Annotated in this window: 20 protein-coding genes and 1 pseudogene; 10 read left to right on the top strand and 11 right to left on the bottom strand. The window is 71.9% G+C overall.

The window, feature by feature from the left end:
• Positions 1-18: 18 nt before the first annotated feature.
• Genes F8274_RS11910 through F8274_RS11900 form a run of 3 tightly spaced genes read right to left on the bottom strand, consistent with a single transcriptional unit; the run spans position 19 to position 2757 of the window.
• Complete coding sequence (locus F8274_RS11910) at positions 19-840, bottom strand: ABC transporter ATP-binding protein (RefSeq protein ID WP_151462360.1); 822 nt, start codon at positions 838-840, stop codon at positions 19-21.
• A 5-nt stretch (positions 841-845) separates the two neighbouring features.
• Positions 846-1862, bottom strand: coding sequence for an ABC transporter substrate-binding protein (locus F8274_RS11905; RefSeq protein ID WP_151462359.1), 1017 nt, complete (start codon positions 1860-1862; stop codon positions 846-848).
• 16 nt (positions 1863-1878) lie between these two features.
• The gene (locus tag F8274_RS11900; RefSeq protein WP_151462358.1) at positions 1879-2757 is read right to left on the bottom strand and encodes an ABC transporter permease; all 879 of its coding nucleotides are present in this window, start codon (positions 2755-2757) and stop codon (positions 1879-1881) included.
• 195 nt (positions 2758-2952) lie between these two features.
• Here F8274_RS11900 and F8274_RS11895 point away from each other — a divergent pair, with 195 nt between their 5' ends.
• Together F8274_RS11895 and F8274_RS11890 are read left to right on the top strand one after the other, a co-directional pair.
• Positions 2953-3984, top strand: coding sequence for a LacI family DNA-binding transcriptional regulator (locus tag F8274_RS11895; protein WP_151462357.1), 1032 nt, complete (start codon positions 2953-2955; stop codon positions 3982-3984).
• A complete protein-coding gene (locus F8274_RS11890) occupies positions 3981-5135 on the top strand; it encodes a mandelate racemase/muconate lactonizing enzyme family protein (RefSeq protein WP_151462356.1) in 1155 nt (384 codons plus the stop codon). The genes F8274_RS11895 and F8274_RS11890 overlap by 4 nt, the downstream gene beginning before the upstream one ends.
• 320 nt (positions 5136-5455) lie before the next feature.
• On the opposite strand, the gene F8274_RS11885 is transcribed toward F8274_RS11890, so the two are convergent.
• The 3 genes from F8274_RS11885 to F8274_RS11875 are packed head-to-tail and all read right to left on the bottom strand — an operon-like array spanning position 5456 to position 6825.
• Positions 5456-6028, bottom strand: a complete 573-nt coding sequence (locus F8274_RS11885) for a TIGR03086 family metal-binding protein (protein WP_151462355.1) — start codon at positions 6026-6028, stop codon at positions 5456-5458.
• Positions 6015-6497: an SRPBCC domain-containing protein gene (locus tag F8274_RS11880; RefSeq protein ID WP_151462354.1), complete on the bottom strand. Its 483-nt coding sequence runs from the start codon at positions 6495-6497 to the stop codon at positions 6015-6017. The genes F8274_RS11885 and F8274_RS11880 overlap by 14 nt, the downstream gene beginning before the upstream one ends.
• The gene (locus F8274_RS11875) at positions 6430-6825 is read right to left on the bottom strand and encodes a metalloregulator ArsR/SmtB family transcription factor (protein ID WP_151462353.1); all 396 of its coding nucleotides are present in this window, start codon (positions 6823-6825) and stop codon (positions 6430-6432) included. The genes F8274_RS11880 and F8274_RS11875 overlap by 68 nt, the downstream gene beginning before the upstream one ends.
• A gap of 1127 nt (positions 6826-7952) precedes the next feature.
• Here F8274_RS11875 and F8274_RS32605 point away from each other — a divergent pair.
• The 3 genes and pseudogenes from F8274_RS32605 (at position 7953) to F8274_RS11860 (ending at position 10633) form a co-directional block, all read left to right on the top strand.
• Positions 7953-8975, top strand: coding sequence for a zinc ribbon domain-containing protein (locus F8274_RS32605; protein ID WP_370518221.1), 1023 nt, complete (start codon positions 7953-7955; stop codon positions 8973-8975).
• Positions 8968-9849 (top strand): annotated as a pseudogene (locus tag F8274_RS11865) (gamma-glutamyltransferase); the annotation flags it as partial. The gene F8274_RS32605 and the pseudogene F8274_RS11865, both read left to right, overlap by 8 nt.
• 196 nt (positions 9850-10045) lie before the next feature.
• Positions 10046-10633 (top strand): dihydrofolate reductase family protein, encoded by a 588-nt coding sequence (locus F8274_RS11860; RefSeq protein WP_151462350.1) that lies wholly within the window; start codon positions 10046-10048, stop codon positions 10631-10633.
• Positions 10634-10659: 26 nt separating this feature from the next.
• On the opposite strand, the gene F8274_RS11855 is transcribed toward F8274_RS11860, so the two are convergent.
• Genes F8274_RS11855 through F8274_RS11840 form a run of 5 tightly spaced genes read right to left on the bottom strand, consistent with a single transcriptional unit; the run spans position 10660 to position 13248 of the window.
• Positions 10660-11019 (bottom strand): GNAT family N-acetyltransferase, encoded by a 360-nt coding sequence (locus F8274_RS11855; protein WP_225853741.1) that lies wholly within the window; start codon positions 11017-11019, stop codon positions 10660-10662.
• 6 nt (positions 11020-11025) lie between these two features.
• Entirely contained in the window at positions 11026-11199 is a 174-nt protein-coding gene (locus F8274_RS31910; RefSeq protein WP_225853740.1) for a hypothetical protein, read from the bottom strand.
• A 7-nt stretch (positions 11200-11206) separates the two neighbouring features.
• Positions 11207-11440 (bottom strand): hypothetical protein, encoded by a 234-nt coding sequence (locus tag F8274_RS11850; RefSeq protein WP_151462349.1) that lies wholly within the window; start codon positions 11438-11440, stop codon positions 11207-11209.
• A 21-nt stretch (positions 11441-11461) separates the two neighbouring features.
• On the bottom strand, positions 11462-12304 hold the full coding sequence (locus F8274_RS11845; RefSeq protein ID WP_151462348.1) for an ABC transporter permease: 843 nt from the start codon (positions 12302-12304) through the stop codon (positions 11462-11464).
• Complete coding sequence (locus tag F8274_RS11840; RefSeq protein ID WP_225853739.1) at positions 12301-13248, bottom strand: ABC transporter ATP-binding protein; 948 nt, start codon at positions 13246-13248, stop codon at positions 12301-12303. The genes F8274_RS11845 and F8274_RS11840 overlap by 4 nt, the downstream gene beginning before the upstream one ends.
• Before the next feature lie 515 nt (positions 13249-13763).
• Between F8274_RS11840 and F8274_RS11835 the strand changes: the two genes are divergently transcribed.
• The 5 genes from F8274_RS11835 to F8274_RS11815 all read left to right on the top strand — a co-directional run bounded on the left by F8274_RS11835 (position 13764) and on the right by F8274_RS11815 (position 18809).
• Positions 13764-15863: a TOMM precursor leader peptide-binding protein gene (locus tag F8274_RS11835; protein WP_192579797.1), complete on the top strand. Its 2100-nt coding sequence runs from the start codon at positions 13764-13766 to the stop codon at positions 15861-15863.
• A 54-nt stretch (positions 15864-15917) separates the two neighbouring features.
• Positions 15918-16100, top strand: a complete 183-nt coding sequence (locus F8274_RS11830) for a hypothetical protein (protein ID WP_046564715.1) — start codon at positions 15918-15920, stop codon at positions 16098-16100.
• 125 nt (positions 16101-16225) lie between these two features.
• Positions 16226-16501, top strand: coding sequence for a thiazolylpeptide-type bacteriocin (locus F8274_RS11825; RefSeq protein WP_370518219.1), 276 nt, complete (start codon positions 16226-16228; stop codon positions 16499-16501).
• 75 nt (positions 16502-16576) lie between these two features.
• Positions 16577-16762: a thiazolylpeptide-type bacteriocin gene (locus F8274_RS11820; RefSeq protein WP_046564718.1), complete on the top strand. Its 186-nt coding sequence runs from the start codon at positions 16577-16579 to the stop codon at positions 16760-16762.
• A 97-nt stretch (positions 16763-16859) separates the two neighbouring features.
• Positions 16860-18809 (top strand): TOMM precursor leader peptide-binding protein, encoded by a 1950-nt coding sequence (locus F8274_RS11815; RefSeq protein WP_151462345.1) that lies wholly within the window; start codon positions 16860-16862, stop codon positions 18807-18809.
• Positions 18810-18886: the final 77 nt, after the last annotated feature.

Below are 18886 nucleotides of genomic sequence, written 5' to 3'. Positions count from 1 at the left end.
TGTGTGTCCTTCCAGTGGTTATTCGGCGGTCGTCGTCGCACCCAGCAGGTCCCGGATGCGTCCCGTGGCGCGGGCGAACTCCGGCGCCGACATGGTCTGGCCGTAGTCCCGCTCGACGGGGAGGTCGACATCGATGACCTCGGCGACGGTGCCGGGTCGAGGGGTCATGACGATCACCCGGTTGGCCAGGTAGACCGCCTCGGCGATGGAGTGGGTGACCAGCAGGACGGTGGTGCCGGTCTCCCGCCAGATCCGCCGCAGTTCGACGTTCATCTGCTCGCGGGTGAGGGCGTCGAGCGCACCGAACGGCTCGTCCATGAGCAGCACCGGGGGGCGGTGCAGCAGCGCACGGCACAGGGCCACGCGCTGCTGCATGCCGCCGGAGAGCTCGTTCGGGTACGCGTCCTCGAAGCCGGTCAGCCCCGTCATGGCGATCAGCTCGTCGACGCGCTGGCGGGCCTGCGCCTTGGGCATGCCCCGCATCTCGGCCTGGAGCAGGATGTTGCGCCGGGCCGTGCGCCACTCCAGCAGGGCGGCGCGCTGGAAGATGTACCCGATGTCGCGCCGCGGCCCCCGCACGTCCTCGCCGTGCAGGCGGACCTGGCCGGACGAGGGCCGCAGCAGGCCGGACACCAGCTTGAGCAGCGTGGACTTGCCGCAGCCGGAGGCGCCGACGATGGCGACGAACTCGCCCGGCTCGATCCGGAGCGAGACGTCGCGCAGCGCCGTGACGTCCTTCTTCTTGGTGCGGAACCGGACCGCGACCTCATCGATCTCGACCGTGGCGCCGGTCCCCGTGGCGTCCGCGGAGCGCTGCGTGGTGGTGTTGCCGACCGTCATCGAAATCAACCCTTCGGAGCGAAGCTCGCGTCCCAGTACGCCGACGGCGACTCCGCCTTGGTGATCACACCCGCATCGGCGAAGACGGTGATGGTCTTCTGCCAGTCGGCCTCGTCGTTGACGCCCGGGGCCTGTCCCTTGGTGGCGTCGGTGTGCAGCAGCTGCAGCGTGGCGTTGAACTGGTCGGTCAGCACCTTCTCCGACGGCAGCTGCTGGGAGGCGCCGGCCATCGCCGCGACCGCGCCGGCGGCGTCCTTCTCGGCGGCGGTCCACGCCTCGCTGCTGGCGGCGACCATGCGCTTGACCAGGTCCTGCTTGTTCTTGATGGTGTCGCTTGAGGCGATCAGGCCGTTGCTGTAGAAGTTCAGGCCGTGCTCGGCGAACTTCAGGTAGGAGACCTGCTTGCCGGCCTTCTCCTGCATGGTCGGGCCCTGGTCGGTGGCGAAGCCGAGCAGCGCGTCGGTCTTGCCCGACATGACGGCGGCCATCTTGCCGGCCGGGTCGGTGTTCTGCAGGGTCACGTCGGTGGCGGCCAGACCGTTGGTCTTGAGGAACGCCGGGAAAGTCTTGCTCAGCGCGTCGCCGGCCGTGGAGGCGATGGTCTTGCCCTTGAGGTCGGCGGGGGAGGCCACGTTCTTGTCGGTGAAGAACTGCACCGACGACGGGGTGGTCTGCAGGAAGACGCCGACGCTCTTGACGTCCATGCCCTGGCCGACGGCCGAGAGCAGCGCCGGGGTGTCGGCCCAGCCGAAGTCGGTCTGCCCGGCGGCGGTGGCCTGCACGGTCTTCTGTGAGCCCTGGCCGGCCTGGATGGTCAGGTCGATGCCGTGCTTGGCGTAGATGCCCTGCTTCTTGCCCAGGTAGAACGGGGCGTGCTCACCGTACGGGTACCAGTTGAGGGTCAGGGTGACCTTGTCGAGGCCCTGGGCGTTCTTCTCCTGCTCGTCGGAGGAGGAGCCGCAGGCGGTGGTGGCCAGAAGGAGTGCCGGCAGGAGCGCGGCGGCGAGAGTACGCAACTTCATCCGAGGGTTCTCCTGTTCACAGGGTGGTGGTGGCGGAGTCCGTGCGGCGGCTGGCGTGCCACGGCAGGACGAGGTACTCCAGCAGTTCCACGACGACGAAGAGGACGACGCCGAGCAGCGACATGATGATCAGCCCGGCGAAGAGGGTCGGGGTGTCGAGGTTGCCGTTGGCCTGCAGGATCACGTAGCCGAGGCCCTCGTTGGCGCCGACGAACTCACCGACGACGGCGCCCGTGACGGCCATGGTGGCGGCGACCTTCAGGCCGGCGAACAGGTGCGGCAGGGCGGCGGGGAACCGGATCTTCCGGAACGTCTGGGCCGGGCCCGCGCCCATGGTCGCCGACAGTTGCAGCATCTCCGGGTCGATCGACTTCATGCCGGTGACCGTGGAGATGACGATGGGGAAGAAGGCCATGAGGACCGCGACGACGACCTTGGGTGACAGCCCGAAGCCGAGCCACACGATGAACAGCGGCGCGATCGCGATCTTCGGGATGACCTGGGCGAACAGCAGCAGCGGGTAGAGGCTCTTCTCGACGGTGGGCGAGTAGACCATGACGACGGCGGAGAGCACGCCGACCACGATGGCGATGGCGAAACCGAGCACCGTCTCGTAGGTGGTGATCCAGGTGTGGTGCGCGAAGTAACCCGGCTGGGCGAGGACGACGTCCAGCGTCGTGCCGGGGGAGGGAACCAGGTAGGGCTTCACCAGGTCCGCGGCGGTGACCATCCACCAGACGAGGAGGATGGCCACGAGGACCGCGGCCGGGCGCCAGGTGTTGCGGGCGAACCGGAGCAGGCCGGCGCCCGCCCCGCCGGGGCGGCGGGTGGCCGACGCGGTGGCGCCGGCGGGAGCGGTGCGCTCCCGTTGCTCGATGGTGCTCTGCGCGGCCATGACCCTCCGTTCTCCCTGGCTGGCCGGCGGTTTCCGGGTACTCAGCCGCTGGGTAGGCGCGTGCCGTCGGCAGGGCCGGACGACCCCGGTGAGGAGGGGGAACCGGCCCTGAATGCGCTTTCAGTAAGCGCTTTCAGGGTGCTACGGTAACCACGCCGAAATAATCCGGTCAAGAACTTCCGCAGGGAGAACTCGATGCAGCCACGGGCGCACGTGACCTTGGAAGACGTGGCCAGAGCCGCCGACGTCTCGCTGGCCACGGCCTCCCGGGCACTCAACGGCATGCGCGTCACCCCGCAACTGCGCGACCGGGTCCTCGCCGCCGCCGAGAAGCTGGCCTACACCCCGAACGCGCACGCCCGCGCCCTCGCCGGAGCCTCCGACCGCACCGTCGGCGTCATCTGCCACGACGTCACCGACCCCTACTTCGCCGCCATCGCCGGCGGCGTCATGCGGGTCGCCGGGGACAACGACCTGCTCGTCATGCTGGCCAGCACGTTCCGCGACCCGGAGCGCGAGATCGCGTACGTGTCGATGCTGCGCGCCGAGCGCGCCCCGGCCATCCTGCTGATCGGCTCCGGCTTCGAGGACGCCCGCTGGGAACGGGCCCTGGAGGCCGAGCTGAAGCCCTACCTGGACGGTGGCGGCCGCGTCGCCGTGGTCAGCCGGCACCGCAGCCTGAAGGTCGACAGCGTGCTGCCGGAGAACAAGGCCGGCGCCGCCGCCATGGCCCGCGCCCTGCTCGACCTCGGCCACCGCCGCTTCGCCGTGCTCTCCGGACCGCGGGCGCTCACCACCGTCGCCGACCGGCTCGGCGGCTTCCGCGAGGAGCTGGCCAGGGCCGGCGTGGCGCTCGACCCGGCCGACATCGTCGAGGGCCCCTTCACCCGCGACGGCGGGTACGGCGCGATGTCCGAGCTGCTGTCCCGGGGCTCGGCGGCCACCTGCGTGTTCGCCCTGACCGACGTGATGGCCATCGGCGCCTGCGCGGCGCTGCGCGACCAGGGCCTGTCCGTCCCGGACGACATCTCCGTCGCCGGCTTCGACGACATCCCCATCGTCCGCGACCTCACCCCGGCGCTGACCACGGTCGCGCTGCCGCTGCAACGCCTCGGGGAGAAGGCCATGGAGTTGGCGCTGACCGAGAACAACGGGCGACGGCGGCGGCTCCTGCGCATGGGCGGCGAGGTGGTCCTGCGGGGCAGCACCGCGAAGGTGGGCTCGTGACCCCGCTTGCCGGCCTCACCATCGAGGCGGTCGAGACGTACGCCGTCGCGCTGCCCACCATCCGCTCGTTCGGCGTCTCCGGCGGCTCGGTCGCCGTCGCCGGCAGGCCGAGCATCCGGGTGCTCGTCAAGGTGACCGCCGGCGGCGTCACCGGCTGGGGCGAGGCCACCCCGATCCCGGCCTGGACCTACGAGACCGCCGAATCCATCGTCACCACCATCGACCGCTACCTCGCCCCGGCCGTCCTCGGCCGCCCGGCCTGGGACCTCGACGGCATCACCACCGCCTTCGACCGCGCCATCAACCGCGGCTTCACCATCGGCTCGCCCCTGGCCAAGAGCGCGGTCGACATCGCCCTGCACGACCTGCTCGGCCGCGCTCTCGGCGTACCCGTCGGGGTGCTGTGGGGGCAGCGCCGCCGGGACACCATCCAGCTCGGCTGGATCGTGTCCGGGCAGACCGCCGGGGAGGTCGCCGACGCCGTCGCGGAGGGCGGCGACCTCGGCTACCGGGCGTTCAAGGTGAAGGTCGGCCTGCACAGCGAAGCCGAGGACGCCGCCGTGGTGCGGGCCGTCCGCGAGGCCGCCCCCGACGCCGCGCTCTGGGTGGACGCCAACCAGGGCTACACCGTCGACGGCGCGCTGCGGATGGCCCGCCGGCTGGCCGAGTACGACCTCACCACGTTCGAGCAGCCGCTGCCGGCCAACGACGTGGCCGGGCAGCGCCGGCTGCGGGAGTCCTCACCGATTCCCGTCGCCCTCGACGAGAGCCTGCGCCACCCCAGCGACCTGGCGACCTTCGTCAAGCTCGACGCCGTCGACGTGGCCATCGCCAAGGTGCAGCGCAGCGGCGGGCTGACGCTGTCGCGAAGGCTCTGCGCGCTCGCCGAGGACGCCGGGGTCCGGCTCATGGGCTCCGGGCTCACCGACTCCGACCTGGGGTTGGCCGCCTCGCTGCACCTGTTCGCCGCGTACGGCATCGACACCCCTGTCGACCTCAACGGGCGGCAGTTCCTCACCTCGTCGTACGCCACCGGGGCGACGGTCGAGGTGAAGGACGGGATCGCGCGGGTGCCGACCGGGCCGGGGCTCGGCGTCGACGTGGACGAGTCGGTGGTGCGGGAACTCGCCGTGGACGTGCTCGCTTGCTAGCCGCCCGGCAGCCACGGCCTGGCGACACTACATCGCCTTGACCTCGAGCCCGCTCCAATCCCTAGCGTCCCCGCCATGAGTGCTTCCCTCTCCAAGCAGACGAGGCCGGCGACGGTCCGCTCACAGGCCCGGGTGGCCAGGTGCGGGTGCTGGTGAAGACGCAGCGTCCGACGACGCGTCTGGCGTGCATGACGAGCGCAACGTCGCGACCGACTTCGCGCACTGGTTGCGGGACCGGACGGTGCGGCTGTCCTGACGACCGCCGGCCGGCGGGATGCCGCAGGCCGCTGCCGACCGACGACGGCGCCGGGCAGCGCGGCTCACGGCGTCGACCAGAACGGGTCCCGACCGATGAAGCCCAGCAGTCTGGTCTGGGCATCCGCGTCCTTGGGGACCGCCACTCGCGGGCCGTACTGGCCGGAGGAGCGGATGACCTCCTCCATCTGCTCCATCCCACCGAGGAGTTCGGCGCAGAACTCCGGGTCCAGCGCGTCGTCCTGGCCGGTGGCCCTGGACAGATCCCAGGTGTGCATGAACACGTCGGTGGTGTAGAACCGGTCGATCGCGGCCGCCAGCGGCAGGCTGCCGAGGTGGGGGTTGGTGAGCTGGCGGTGCGCCGTCTCCGGGTCGTCGAGCACCGCCTGCACCGCATCGGCGTGGATCTGCCACGCGGCGACCGGGTCCTCGTCCACAGACGGCCCCTTGGGCATGTCGATGCCGGCGCCGGAGGCGAGGAACCCGGGGAACCATTCGGTCAGGTGACGCACGACGTCGCGGGCGGTCCAGCCGGCCACCGGGGCCGGCGCGTCCCACGACCGGGTGCCGCGGACCCGGTCGGTGAACAGCCCGGCAACCTGGCGGTGCCGCTCGGCCAGGCGGTCAGACAATGCCATCGACGATCATCCTCTCCAGCTTCCCGTAACCCTCGTTGACGCCGACCTCCATGCCGCTGCGCAGCCACGCGTCGCGGCCTTCGAAGCTGTCCACCAGGGACTGGGTCCGCAGCCGCGCACGGCCGTCACCCAGGTCCTCGAACCACAACGTCTCCAGCGCGACTCCGTCTGGCTCGCCCTCGAACGTGAAGGTCTGCACGATGCGGTCCGGCCGTACGTCGTGGAAGCAGCCACGGAACCGGTACTCCGTGCCGTCGTGCGTCGAGGCGTACCGCCAGCTGCCGCCGGTGGACGCGTCCCAGTGGTCGATCCGGGTGGCCGTGGCATCGGGACCCACCCACCGGGCGAACAACACGGGATCGGTGTGGGCGCGGAACAGCTGCTCGGGCCGTGCCGCAAAATCACGACTCGTCCGGATGACCGGCACCCTCGGGTCGGCCTCGATCGCTGTCTCCGTGATCCGGTCCATGCTCGTCTCCTTCCATCTCCGCCAGGACGGCGTCGAGGCGGCGATAGCGCTGCTCGACGCGGCGCCGGTGGCGCTCGATCCAGGTGTTCATCAGGTCGAAGGCCTGGGCCTCCAGGCGCACCGGCCGGGGCTGCGGCCCGCTCGGCCGGCTGACCAGCCCGGCGTTCTCGAGCACCCGCAGGTGCTTGTAGACGGCCTGCAGCGTCATTCGGTACGGCTCGGCCAGCTGGCTCACGGTCGCGTCGCCCTCCGAGAGTCGGGCCACCATGTCGCGCCGGGTCGGATCCGCGAGGGCAGCGAAGGCCCGGGACAGCGCATCCGTCGTCATCCGCCCTCCTTTCAACCAGAGGGTTTAATGCACCCTAGGCAGCAGGAGAGTCATTCGTCAACCCATTAGTTGAAAGTGCTGTTTCCGTAGCGTGTCAGCCGGCGCCGCAATCGCGGGTGATTTCGTCGTCCAGTGAGACGTGCCGGAGTGCGATGGGTTCCGCGCCAGCGCGCGGTCCTATCAGCGTGGTGCCCCCGGGATCTCCCTCGCGGTCGGCGCGGCGGTGGCCCGCGCAGGCATTCCTTCCTGTGCGCCGACATCGCCGACCCTGCTGCGCGGGCGTGGTCCCGGGATCGTCAGCTGCGATGTGGCGGGGGTGGTTTCGCCGGCGTCGGAAACCCAGGGCGGGCGCCACGATCAACTGTGCGTTGCCAGGCGTATCGAGCACCTTTACGGGTGGGTGGCGACAGTTGCCGTCGGTTGGTCCGGGGGAAGTTTCTTCGATGTGCCCGTCGAACCGAGCCGACTCCGAATTGGAGGGCCCTACGCACTTGTCCTCGCGTTCCCGTCTTCGAGTATCACCTGCGCGCAGCGTGAGCCAGCCACCCCGGCTGCGACCGACGGCGGCCGCCCCCTCGATGTGACAGGGGCGCGGTGGTTGATTCTCTTTCCAGAGTTGTCCACAATCGACCGCCGTGGCAGGTTTCTATCGGATCGGCGAGCTCGCCAAGCGGGCGGGCGGCTCGGTAAACACGGTGCGCCGGTGAGGCGCGGAGGGCATCACGGCTCGTCGTTGCCGGCCGGGCAGCGGTGTTTCGATGATTCCGATGTGCGTAGAGAGTTGCAGCGGGCTTCGACGCCGACCGGTGGAAGGTGTGGTCAAGTCTCTCAGGTCAGAAGGTCGACTTGTCCTCGCAGGTGGCCGACTTGATCATGGAGGGTGATCGGTGAAGGTTACCCGGATCGCCTACTCTGTCCGGCTGAATCGGGGCAAGTACGCGGCACTGGTGGAGCAGGCCCGCCGGTTGGGCCGGGTGCGCAGCGAGGTGTGGCAGCGCTACGGGTCGATCGCCGGGGTCGGGTCTGGGTTGACGGACCGGCAGGTGCGGGACCGGTGGCTGGGTGACGGCACGCATGTGCAGTTCGCCGTGTTGGCGAATGCGTGGAAGGAAACCGTCCGCGATGCCATGGCCGATATCGCCGCGAACCTGGCGGCGGCCAAGGTCGACGTCCGGCGGGCGGTCAGCCGACGCACCACCGATCCGGCCGAGCGTAGACGGATGTTCACCGCGCTGAAGGCCGACCAGTGGGCTGAGGATCCGTTCCTGTCCCGGCAGATGCGCAAGCATTGGAAGCGGGGCCACAACCGCACGCACGATCAGATCGTGGTGCGCGCCGACAGGTACAACGCCGCCGTCGATGGGCGGGGACGGTTGTGGCTCGCGGTCCCCGGTCTCGAGCCCCGCAAGATGGTCAGGATCCCGCTGTCCACGACCGTCGCCCCGACCGGGACGCTGCGGCTGATCCTGCGCGGCGGCCGAGTCGAGGTCCACTACCAAATCGACGCGACGCAGATGCGGTCGTCACAGCGAGCATGCGGCGAGGCGACGATCGGCGTGGACAAGGGCTACACCGAAGCCCTCACCGACTCCGACGGCCAACCCCACGGTGAACAGCTCGGCGACCTGCTCACCCGCGAGTCGGACCGGTTGAAGGAACGAAACCGCCGTCGAGCGAAGCTACGCTCAATCGCCAACACCGCCGCACTGCGTGGCGACTGCGCGAAAGCGCGCCGGATCAAGGCCAACAACCTCGGCACGATCAAGCGGGACCGGCGGGCCGCCCGGCACCGAGCGCGGGTGTGCACGGAAATTTTCACCGCGGTGCACGAGGTCGTGGACAAGGCCGGCACCGTGATCGCCGAAGACCTCACCAAACGCTTCACTCGGTTCGGCCGACGCAGCGGGGACCAGTTTCACTGCACCTCGTGCGGGGTGGTGTGGCAGGCCGACGTGAACGCCGCGATCAACATCCTGCAGCGAGCCGGCGACCCCGACATCGCCCTGCACACCCCGCACCACAAGGTGAAGCAGATCCTGCAGGACAGGACCGATCGCCACCGGACCAGACTGCCGGTCCAGGACTCCAGCCCAGCCACCACCGGGCGGAGAGCGAACTATCCGAACCGCTCAACTATGAGCAACAAGTAGGAAGCAGGCGCTCAACATCCTCGAGCAGTTCGACCTGCGCTCCATGACCGCCACCCAGGCGATGCACCACTACCTGGAGGCCAGCGCGCTGTCGTTCGCCGACCGCAACCGTTACGTCGGCGACCACACCCAGCGGAATGTGCTGCGCGAGCTGCTCAGCGACGCGTACGCCAAGGAGCGTGCCTGCCTGATCGACCCGGCGGCGGCGCTGCCCAAGCCGGTCGCGCCCGGCGTCCCCGACGGCGCCTACGGCGGCTGCTCGGCGGCGGCGGTCGCCGACGTCCGCGACGACCGCACCGGCACCACCAACCTGACCGTGGCCGACCGGTGGGGCAACGTCGTGGAGTACACGCTGACCATCGAGGCGACCGGCGGCAACGGCATGGTCGTGCCCGGCCGGGGATTCCTGCTGAACAACGAGCTGACCGACTTCAACTTCGCGCCGACCCAGGGCGCCGCGACCGACCCCAACCTCCCCGGGCCGGGCAAGCGCCCGCGCAGCTCCATGTCACCCACGATCGTGCTGGCCGACGGCCGGCCGTTCCTGGCCGTCGGCTCGCCCGGCGGCGCCACGATCATCACCACCGTCCTGCAGATGCTGGTGAACCGGATCGACCGGGGCATGACGCTGCCGCAGGCTCTCGCCGCGCCACGGGCGTCGCAGCGCAACGGCGCAAGCACGCAAGCGGAGCCGGCCTTCATCACCGGATACGCCACCGGCCTCCCGCCGGGCCACACCTTCTCGCCCACCGCGGAGATCGGCGCGGCGACCGGTATCGAGTTCCTGGCGGACGGCCGGCTGCTCGCCGCGGCCGAGCCCGTGCGCCGGGGCGGCGGCGCGGCGGCCGTCGTCGGCCGCTGGGCGCGCGGCTGACGACGGGGGGCCGCGGCGACGGCTCGGGCCGAGCCTGAGCCGTCGCCGCGTTCCTCGCCCGCAGCACGGCCGGCCGGCCGGTTGAGAAGGAATCGCCGCACCCATGTCGAGAGCCGATGTCGGAACTGCCGGGTCGGCTCCGACTATCTCCTGACGGCGCCGGACGGCGGTGCCGAGAGTGTGGCGGAGGACAGCGATGGGCAAGGTCGTGCTGGACGTGTCGATGTCCCTGGACGGGTTCACGGCTGGGCCGAACGTCCGCGAGGCAGAGCCGATGGGGGATGGCGGCGAACGCCTACACGCATGGATGGCTGAGAAGGGGCCCGAAGGCGAGATCGACACCGCGGTGCGCCGAGACGTGGACGCGGCCGTCGGAGCAACGGTCATCGGGCGACGCACCTTCGATCTCGGCCTCGGCCCGTGGGGCGGAACCCCCTGGCCCGGCGTCCCCAGCTTCGTGGTGACTCATCGGGCGAGGCAGGACCTGCTCGGCAACAACGGCGGAACGTTTGCCTTCGACGGAATGCGGGCCGCGGTGCGGCGCGCCAGGCAGGCCGCTGGACACAAGGACGTCCTGGTGCTCGGGGCCGATGTCGCCCGCCAGCTGCTCAGGGCGAACCTGCTCGACGAGGTACGCATCCACCTGATTCCGCTCCTGCTGGGTGAGGGAACACCACTGTTCGCCGGCGAGCAGACCGAGCTGATCGCGGAAGGAAAGCCGGTGACCGGAACCGTGACCCACCTACGCTTCCGGGTCGCACGAGGCCCCGGCCGCCTGTCATAGGGTCGGGAGCACTGTCGAGCACGAGCTCAGACAGACGGCGTGACCGGGGACCGCAGGCCGAGCCACTGCTCGGCGTCCCAGGCCTGGAACCGCTCGACCTCGGTGAACCCCAGCTTTGCCGCGAGGCGCATCGAGCCGACGTTGGCGGTCTGGGTGGTGAGCACCACCGGCTCGCCGGGAAGGACGCCGTCGAACCAGTCGAGTGCCGCCGCGCACGCCTCGGCGGCGTACCCGGATCCCCACGCCGGCGGCAGGAACAGGTAACCGAGATCGGCCTTCCCCACGGCAGCCGGGCGACGGTGCCCGGTCGCTCTCCTGAGCAGGATCTGGCCGATCATCGCCCCGTCGAGGTCGACGACGAAACTCCCGGGCCACCGTTCGGGCACCGCGGGCTACTCGCGCTCGAGTTCGTCACGCGGGCGGGGGCCACCCAGGTAGGTGTGCACCTCCGGCGACGCCAGCAGCTCGATGAACGCCGCACGGTCCCGCGCCTCGGACGCACGGAGCACGAGCCGCTCGGTCCGGATCGGCTCCGGCGGCCAGGCGACGGGTCCGAGCTCGGTCATGCCGGCCTCAGCGTTCCGGGTGGCGGCGGACGAAGTCCTCGTAGGTCTCGTTGGCGAGTTCGGCCTCGCGGACCTGCGCCTCGAGCTCGGCGCGCCGGATGTCCGCGCTCGCCCGGGCCTGGGCCAGCCGCAGCTCGTGGCGCCGGTCCCGGGCGCGCGACCAGCCGCGGACCGCGGCCCAGGCGATCCACCCCCCGGACGCCGCCAGGCCGGTCACCGCGAAGGCGAGTAGGAAGTCCATCTCGACGTCTCCTCCGCTCCGTCAGCCGACGTCGCGCCGCGTGGCCAGCCAGCTGCCCGTGGTGAACATGACCAGAACGTAGCCCAGCAGGACCAGGGTCGGCATCAGCGCGCTCGACGATTCCAGCACCCCGGGCGTGCCCCCGTCGAACTGGGACCGCGCGCCCAGCGCGCCGGCCAGGGCGCCGGAACTCGGTGCCAGCAGCACCTTCTGGAGCACGGTCAGCGGGCTCAGCGCGAGGGCGAGCGCGCTGACCGCGTTCTCCAGGACCAGCGTCCAGATGAGACCGACCGCGATGGCCGTGGTGGCGCTGCGGAAGGCGATCGCGAGGAACCAGCCGACGGCGGCGTGGGCGGTGCAGATCAGCCACGCCCCGGCCACCGCCGCCAGGAGCCGCCCGGCCGACGGCCAGTCGGCGGACCGTCCCTCGACGGCGGCCAGGGAACCGGTGGTCAGCGCCAGCACGCCGAAGGTGAGCACCGCGATGAGCAGGGTCAGCCCGCACAGGACGACGGCCTGCCCGGCCATGACCTGCACCCGCCGGGGCCGTTGGGTGAAGACCAGGTTCCACGTTCCCCAGCGGTATTCGTTGCCGACCACGAGCGCGCCGAGGATCACCAGGATGGCGCCCCCGAAGAGCGGGAACAGCCCGATCCCGGTGGGCACGAGCTGCCCGGGCAGGACGGCGGCCAGCAGGGACTCGGCGGACTTCGCCTCCTCCGGGTCGCCGGTCAGGGCCAGGTGCACGAGGTAGGGCACCCCGATGCCGAAGCCGAGCGCGAGGACGAGCCAGGTCGCCGTCACGGTCCACACCGCCGGCCGCTTCCGGTCGGCGAACCAGGCCGCCCGCACCGCCGCCATCATCGGACGCCTCCCGTCGTGGTTGCCGCTTCCTGCTCCCGGCCCGGCGGTTCGGACCCGGCCACCGGCGGCCGCGCGGGCGCGGTCAAGCTGAGGAACGCCTCCTCCAGCGAGTGCCGCACGGGGCGTAGTTCCCGCACGTCGATCCCGGACTCGACCAGCCGGCGGTTCAGGGCCGCGGCCAGGGCGGGGTCGGTGGTGACCCGCAGCCGCCCGTCAGCCAGCTCCACCGACCGGACCCCGTCGTGCCCGCGCAGGCATTCCGCCGCCCGGTCGGCCGGGTCGGCGTCGATCACCAGCACCGCCTGGCCGAGGGACCCGCGCAGCTCGTCCGGGGTGCCGTCGGCGACCAGCCGCCCGGCGTCGATGACGACGATCCGGTCGCAGATCTGCTCCACCTCGCCGAGGACGTGACTGGACAGCAGCACGGTGTGGCCGCGCCGGCCGAGCGTGCGGAGCAGTTCGCGGATGTCGGTCACCCCGGCCGGGTCGAGGCCGTTGGTGGGCTCGTCCAGGATCAGCAGGCTCGGCTCCTTGAGCAGGGCGGCGGCCACGCCGAGCCGCTGCTTCATGCCGAGGGAGTACGTCCGGAAGGGCGAGCCGGCCCGGTCGGTCAGGCCCACCTCCGTCAGCACCCGGTCGGCGGCCCGCTCCGGCGCGCCCGCGTACCGGGCGGCGAGCCGCAGGTTGTCCCGGCCGGACAGGTGCGGATAGAAGGCCGGCGACTCGATCAGGGCGCCGACCCGGGCGAGCCGGTCGGGGGTGCCCGGCGGCCGGCCCAGCACCTCGATGCGGCCGCTGGTCGGGCGGACCAGCCCGACCAGCATGCGCATCGTGGTGGTCTTGCCCGCGCCGTTGGGCCCGAGGAAGCCGAGCACCTCGCCCTCGCGCACCCGCAGGTCAAGGCCGTCCACCGCGGTGATCCCGCCGGGATAGCGTTTGGTCACTTGATGAATTTCAATGGCAAAACGGTCATTCCTCAACGTGCCACCGCAATCGTACGATGCCGTGCCGTCGGAGCGTCGGTCGGGTTTTGCTTCGCGTTCATCCCGGATTCCTTCCCATTCCGACTGCACTCCGGGGTTTTTATTTCTTCGCCCGGACTTAGCGCTGCTTAAGGCCGGTCCCGCTGGTTTGGTGCGCCGTCGTGCCGCCACGCCCCCGCGTCAGAGGCGACGCCCAGCGGCGGGCAATCGAGCCTCTGACCTGCGACGGAGTAACGACGCGCACAGAGTACCGAAGATCCATCGACTCCGGTAGGGCCGTCGTCCGGGCCGGCCGAGGTTTTTGTCTTAGCCGCAGCTCGACGCGCTCAAATCTGCTCGCGTCACTACCTCGTGCGAAACAATCTGTTGACGAAAGACATGACCTTGGGCAGCATGAAGACGCTTTCGAAGTGACCGTGGTCGTTGTCATGGGGGGTCGCATGAGCCAGCCGCCGGACGGTGCAACCAGCCTGGAAATGCGCCCCAAGTTGCGGCACGATGTCGTTTTCCTGGACGCCCCGGCCGGCGCGTATCTGCGGGGGCCGGACAGCGCGTTCCTGATCAAGGGCAGGTCGGCGTTCCGCTGGCTGACGTCGCTCAGCCCCTACCTGACCGGGGAGCACACGCTCGCCCAGCTCACGGCCGCCCTCGACCCGGGCCAGCGGCAGACCGTGCTCACCCTGGTGCGCGCGCTGCTCGACCGCGGCTTCGCCAAGGACGCGGGGGACCGCACCCCGCTGCCCGAGCCGCTGGCCCGCCGCTTCGCCGCCCAGATCGAGTTCGTCGACCACTTCGCGGACGACCCCACCGGCCGGTTCCAGCGCTTCCACTCCGCGCGGGTGGCGCTCTGCGGCGGGGGAGCGGTGCTGCTGGCCGCGGCGAGCGGACTGCTCCGCAACGGCTGCGTCCGCCTCGACCTGCACCCCGACGACGGCCCCGAGGGGTACGCCGAGGCCCTGGCGCCCGAGCTGGCGGACCTGCGCGCCGACGGCCTGCCGGTCGAGGTGCGCCACCCCGGCGGGGCACCGGACCTGCGCGCGGTGGACGCGGTCGTCTGCTGCACCGGTCCCGACGGCCTGGCCCGCCTGGGCGCCCTGGCCCGCGACTGCCACCGGGACGGGCCGCTGCTCGTGCCGGTGCGCTGGGACGACGCCCGCGCCGTGGTGGGCCCGACCGTCCTCGCCGGGCAGACCCCGTGCTGGCACTGCGCCCAGCTCCGGCTGGCCGCCACCGCGGACCCGGCGACGGCGGCCGAGTTCTGGCGCCAGCTGGCCGTCGGCGGCGACGTCGCCGCGGCCCTGCCCGAGGTGACCGCCCGGATGCTCGGCAACGCCGCCGCCTTCGAACTGTTCCGCGCGCTCACCGGCGCGTTCGCCCCGGACACCGGCGGCGGGGTCCTGCTGCTCGACACGGCCACCCTGGAGTCCACCCGGGAGCGGGTGCTCCCGCACCCGGCGTGCCCGGTCTGCCGCGACGTCGAGGTGGCCGACCCGGGGCCGACCGCCGGCTCCGACGAGGAGACCTACCAGCGGGCCGAGGCGCTGGTGACGCCGAACGCCGGCGTGTTCACCCGGTTCGTCGACGACCCGCTGGAGCAGGCGCCGTTGAAGACGGCCCGGCTGCGGCTGCCCGGCCGGCGCGGCCCCCGGGAGGTGACCGCCTTCGACGTGCACACGGTGATGGGCGCCCGACTCACCGCGTACCGGGTGGCGGTCCGCGACCACGCCGCCCGCCACGCGGACCCGGCCGCGGCGGTCACCGCGTCGGCGGCCGAGCTGCGCGAGCGGGGCGAGGAGCCGGTCCCCTGGTCGGAGCTCGCGCCGACCGCGGCGCCACCGGTCGACGAGCGGCGGCGCACCCGCTGGCTGACGGCCACCGTCCTGGGCGGGACCGGGTCGGTCCGGGTGCCGGCCGCGCTGGCGTTGCCGACCTCCGGGTTCAACGCCGAGGGCTGGGCCGAGCCGACGGTGGCCGGCGCCGCCGCCGGTGGCTCCCTCGACGAGGTCGCCGACCGGGGGCTGGCCGACGCGCTGGCCTACCGGGCGCTGATCGACGCGCTGCGCGGGCGGGCCGAGGTGCGCCCGGTCGGCGAGGAGGACCTGGTCGGCGACGACGACACCGCGTTCGTGGTCAAGGCCGCCCACCGGTTCGGCCGCCGGCTGTCGGTCTACACGCTGGCCGGGGCCGAGCCGGCGCACGCCGTGCTCGCCGTCGCCGAGCCGCCCGACGGCGGTGACCGGGACTGGGCGCTCGCCGGCGGGTACGACCCGGTCGCGACCCGGCTGGCGGCCGTCCGCGACGCGGTCGGACGGGTCCAGGTGCGGCATTTCGAGGGCGCCGCCGCCGACCTCGGCGACCCGGTGCTGCGCGACTTCGACCCGGCCGTGCTGACGGTCGGCGACATCCCGGCCGCCTCGGCGGCCACGCCGACCGACCGGGCGGCCGTGCTGGCCGCGCTGGCGCAGCGGGGGACGAACGCCCTGCTGGTCGAGACGACGACCCGGGACGTCCGGGCCACCGGGGCCTTCCGCAGCGGCGTCGTGCTGCTGCGCCGGCAGGCCCCGGCGGCCGACTGAACCACCACGTCAGTGGTTTCGGCGAGGCACGCACCACGGGAAGGAGGTGACAACATGCCGATCACCCTGAACGACGAGCTCCGCGAGCTGGAGACCGAGACCTTCGAGATCGAGGAGGTCGAGGACGGCGGCGAGGCGCTCGCCGCCACCAGCTCCAGCTGCTCCTGCTCGAGCTGCTGCAGCTGCAGCACGTCGAGCTGCTGCAGCACCAGCACCAGCACCTCCAGCTGCGGCTGACCGGTCCGACGGGGTTGCCCCCGACGCTGACGACTCCGGTCCCCGGTGGGACGCCGCAACGATGACGCACCATCCGCCGCCGGCCGACGCCGGCGAGTAGCCCCCTGCGTGCCTCCGCAGCCACCGTGGTGGTGCGGGCGGACCACCGACGACCGGCTCGAACGCGGCTCAAGGAGAGGCCTGTGCCCACACAACCCCCGACATCCGGCGTACTGCCCGACTCGGTCCGCAGCGAGCTTCGCGACCTGCAGACCGAGACGTTCGAGATCGAGGACATCGCTGATCTGTCCGCCGAGCTCATGGACATCTGCAGCAGCAGCACGAGCACGTCGAGCTGTTCCAGCTGCAGCACGTCCAGTTGTTGCAGCTGCACCTCGTCGAGTTGCAGCAGCACCAGCTGAGCGACGTCGCCGCCGGTCGCTCCGGACGGCCGCCGGCGCCGCGCGCCCTGACCGCCCGAGGGGAGGTGGAAGGAAATGCCGGAACTGACTGAGGAACTGCGCGCGCTGGAGACGGAGACGTTCGAGATCGAGGACGTCGACGCCATCGACGCGATGGTCATGGACTGGTCGAGCTCCAGCTGCTCCTGCTCCAGCTGCTGCAGTTGCAGCACGTCGAGCTGTTGCAGCAGCAGCACCAGCACCGGATGCGGCGGCGGGTGATCCCTGCCCACCGCCCTACCGCCCCCGCCGGCGAGCCACGCCGGCGGGGCACCGGTTCCCCGCATCACAGCCCCGCGACCGCAGACAGGTGAACCGCATGATCGTCGATGTCCGGACCACCTCCACCGGGTGGGACAGCAGCCTCAAACAGCTCGGCGAGGCGTTCCACGAGCGATTCCAGGATCGCGCGCGGCAGCCGGCCGGTCCCGACGCGCCGCTGCACGGCGTCACCGTCCGCATCGCCGCCCTCGGTTTGACCGACGCGTACGCCGACGGCGGCGACGGCAGCACCGGCGCGGTGGTGCCGATCTGGTTGCACGGCGCGACCGCGCTGGTCGGGCCACGGTGGACGGGCACCGCGCCGGGCCCCTGCCCGCTCTGCACGCAGCGCCGGTGGCAGGCCATCCGGGTACGCGAGGAGCGGCACGCGCTGGAGCACCAGGCCCGCGTCGGCACGGTCGCCGCGCTGCCCCACCTGACACCGTTCGCCGTCGACGCGCTGTGGCAGCTCCTGCTGGACGCCGCCCGGCCGCGCACCGACCGGGCCGGCGTCGGACGGCTGTGGCAGCTGCGGATGGACACCCTGGAGACCACGGCCGTGCCGGTGCTGGCCGACTCCGAGTGCCCGGCCTGCGCCACCGTCGCGCCGGACACCGCCGAGGCCGCGGTCATCCCGCTCACCCGCCGGCCCAAGCCGGACCCGTCCGCGTACCGGCTGCGCTCGGCCGGCGAGCTGGACCTGCCCGTCGCGGCGCTGGCGAACCCGGTGGCCGGCGCGCTCGGCGGCGGGGCGCTGCGGGCGTACAACGCCACCGCCACGGCGCCGGTGACCGGCTACTTCCGCATCCGCAGCCGCTACGACCTGCACGAGATGTGGTGGAGCGGGCACGCCAACAGCTACGGCGGCAGCGAGACGTACGCACTGCTGGAAGGGCTGGAACGGTACGCCGGACAGTTCCCCCGCACCCGGCGGACCAGCGTCTTCGACAGCTACGCCAACCTGGCCCCGGACGCCCTGGACCCCGCCGGGCTGGGCTACCACCCGGCGTTCTACCAGGGGCACGGCCTCTACTACGAGCAGTACGCGCCGGACCGGCCGATGCCCTGGGTCTGGGGCTGGTCGCTGCGGGACAAGGTGCCGCGGCTGGTGCCCGAGCAGCTCGTCTACTACCTGGACCGGCGCACCGACCACCGCAAGTTCGTCCAGGAGTGCTCCAACGGCTGCGCCAGCGGCAGCTGCCCCGAGGAGGCGTTGCTGCACGGCATGCTCGAGCTGGTCGAGCGGGACGCGTTCCTGCTCGCCTGGTACGGCTCCGCCCGGCTCGCCGAGATCGACCCGGCGACCTGCCGCGACGAGCGGGTGCACTTCATGCTCGACCGGGTCGACCTGCTGGGGTACGACATCCGGCTGTTCGACACCCGGGCGGACCTGCCCGTGCCGGTGGTCACCGCGGTCGCCGTGAAGCGCGGCGGCGGCCTCGGTCAGCTCTGCTTCGCCGCCGGCGCGAGCCTCGACCCCGACGACGCGGTCCGCGCGGCCGTCTGCGAGACCGCGTCCTACGTGCCCGGCTTCGACGAGCGCGTCGCCGCCAGCGAGCCGGAGCTGCGCGAGATGATCCGCGACTACACGAAGGTCACCGAACTGAGCCACCACGCCCTGCTGTACGGGCTGCCGGAGATGACCCGCCACGCCGGCTTCCTCTTCGACGACCCGCCGCTGCGCGCGATGGACGACCTGTACGGGGACTGGCTGTCGACCCGGCCGGTCCACGACGACCTGCGCGCCGACATGGAGTACCTGTGCGGGCTGATCGCCGGGCTCGGCGGGGACGTCGTTGCGGTCGACCAGACCTGCCCGGAGCAGGAGGTAGCCGGCGTGCACACGATGGCTGTGGTGGCGCCCGCCCTGGTCCCCATCGACTTCGGCTGGCAGCGCCAGCGGGTGCTGTGGAGCGACCGCCTGGCGCGCCACCTGGCCCGCGGCACGCACGGACCGGACCGGCTCGGCGCCACCGGCCGCAACCCCCACCCGCACCCCTTCCCCTAGGAGCACCGCCATGCAGCAGGAGGCCGTCCAGGTCGTCCGGGAGTACGCCGAGGCGGTGTTCCGCCGGGCGCGGGTCC

It is taken from the genome of Micromonospora sp. AMSO31t (genome assembly GCF_008868175.1).
Taxonomy (GTDB): Bacteria; Actinomycetota; Actinomycetes; order Mycobacteriales; family Micromonosporaceae; genus Micromonospora.
This window is presented reverse-complemented; position numbering and strand designations above follow the sequence as displayed.

Coding starts and splice junctions, on each gene's coding strand:
- F8274_RS11880 (WP_151462354.1), bottom strand. CDS start 6,497: ATGGACCGGATCACGGAGACAGCGATCGAGGCCGACCCGAGGGTGCCG.
- F8274_RS11875 (WP_151462353.1), bottom strand. CDS start 6,825: ATGACGACGGATGCGCTGTCCCGGGCCTTCGCTGCCCTCGCGGATCCG.
- F8274_RS11885 (WP_151462355.1), bottom strand. CDS start 6,028: ATGGCATTGTCTGACCGCCTGGCCGAGCGGCACCGCCAGGTTGCCGGG.
- F8274_RS11900 (WP_151462358.1), bottom strand. CDS start 2,757: ATGGCCGCGCAGAGCACCATCGAGCAACGGGAGCGCACCGCTCCCGCC.
- F8274_RS31910 (WP_225853740.1), bottom strand. CDS start 11,199: ATGACCGAGCTCGGACCCGTCGCCTGGCCGCCGGAGCCGATCCGGACC.
- F8274_RS11815 (WP_151462345.1), top strand. CDS start 16,860: ATGATCGTCGATGTCCGGACCACCTCCACCGGGTGGGACAGCAGCCTC.
- F8274_RS11835 (WP_192579797.1), top strand. CDS start 13,764: ATGCGCCCCAAGTTGCGGCACGATGTCGTTTTCCTGGACGCCCCGGCC.
- F8274_RS11830 (WP_046564715.1), top strand. CDS start 15,918: ATGCCGATCACCCTGAACGACGAGCTCCGCGAGCTGGAGACCGAGACC.
- F8274_RS11895 (WP_151462357.1), top strand. CDS start 2,953: ATGCAGCCACGGGCGCACGTGACCTTGGAAGACGTGGCCAGAGCCGCC.
- F8274_RS11910 (WP_151462360.1), bottom strand. CDS start 840: ATGACGGTCGGCAACACCACCACGCAGCGCTCCGCGGACGCCACGGGG.
- F8274_RS11845 (WP_151462348.1), bottom strand. CDS start 12,304: ATGATGGCGGCGGTGCGGGCGGCCTGGTTCGCCGACCGGAAGCGGCCG.
- F8274_RS11820 (WP_046564718.1), top strand. CDS start 16,577: ATGCCGGAACTGACTGAGGAACTGCGCGCGCTGGAGACGGAGACGTTC.
- F8274_RS11850 (WP_151462349.1), bottom strand. CDS start 11,440: ATGGACTTCCTACTCGCCTTCGCGGTGACCGGCCTGGCGGCGTCCGGG.
- F8274_RS32605 (WP_370518221.1), top strand. CDS start 7,953: ATGGCCGATATCGCCGCGAACCTGGCGGCGGCCAAGGTCGACGTCCGG.
- F8274_RS11860 (WP_151462350.1), top strand. CDS start 10,046: ATGGGCAAGGTCGTGCTGGACGTGTCGATGTCCCTGGACGGGTTCACG.
- F8274_RS11905 (WP_151462359.1), bottom strand. CDS start 1,862: ATGAAGTTGCGTACTCTCGCCGCCGCGCTCCTGCCGGCACTCCTTCTG.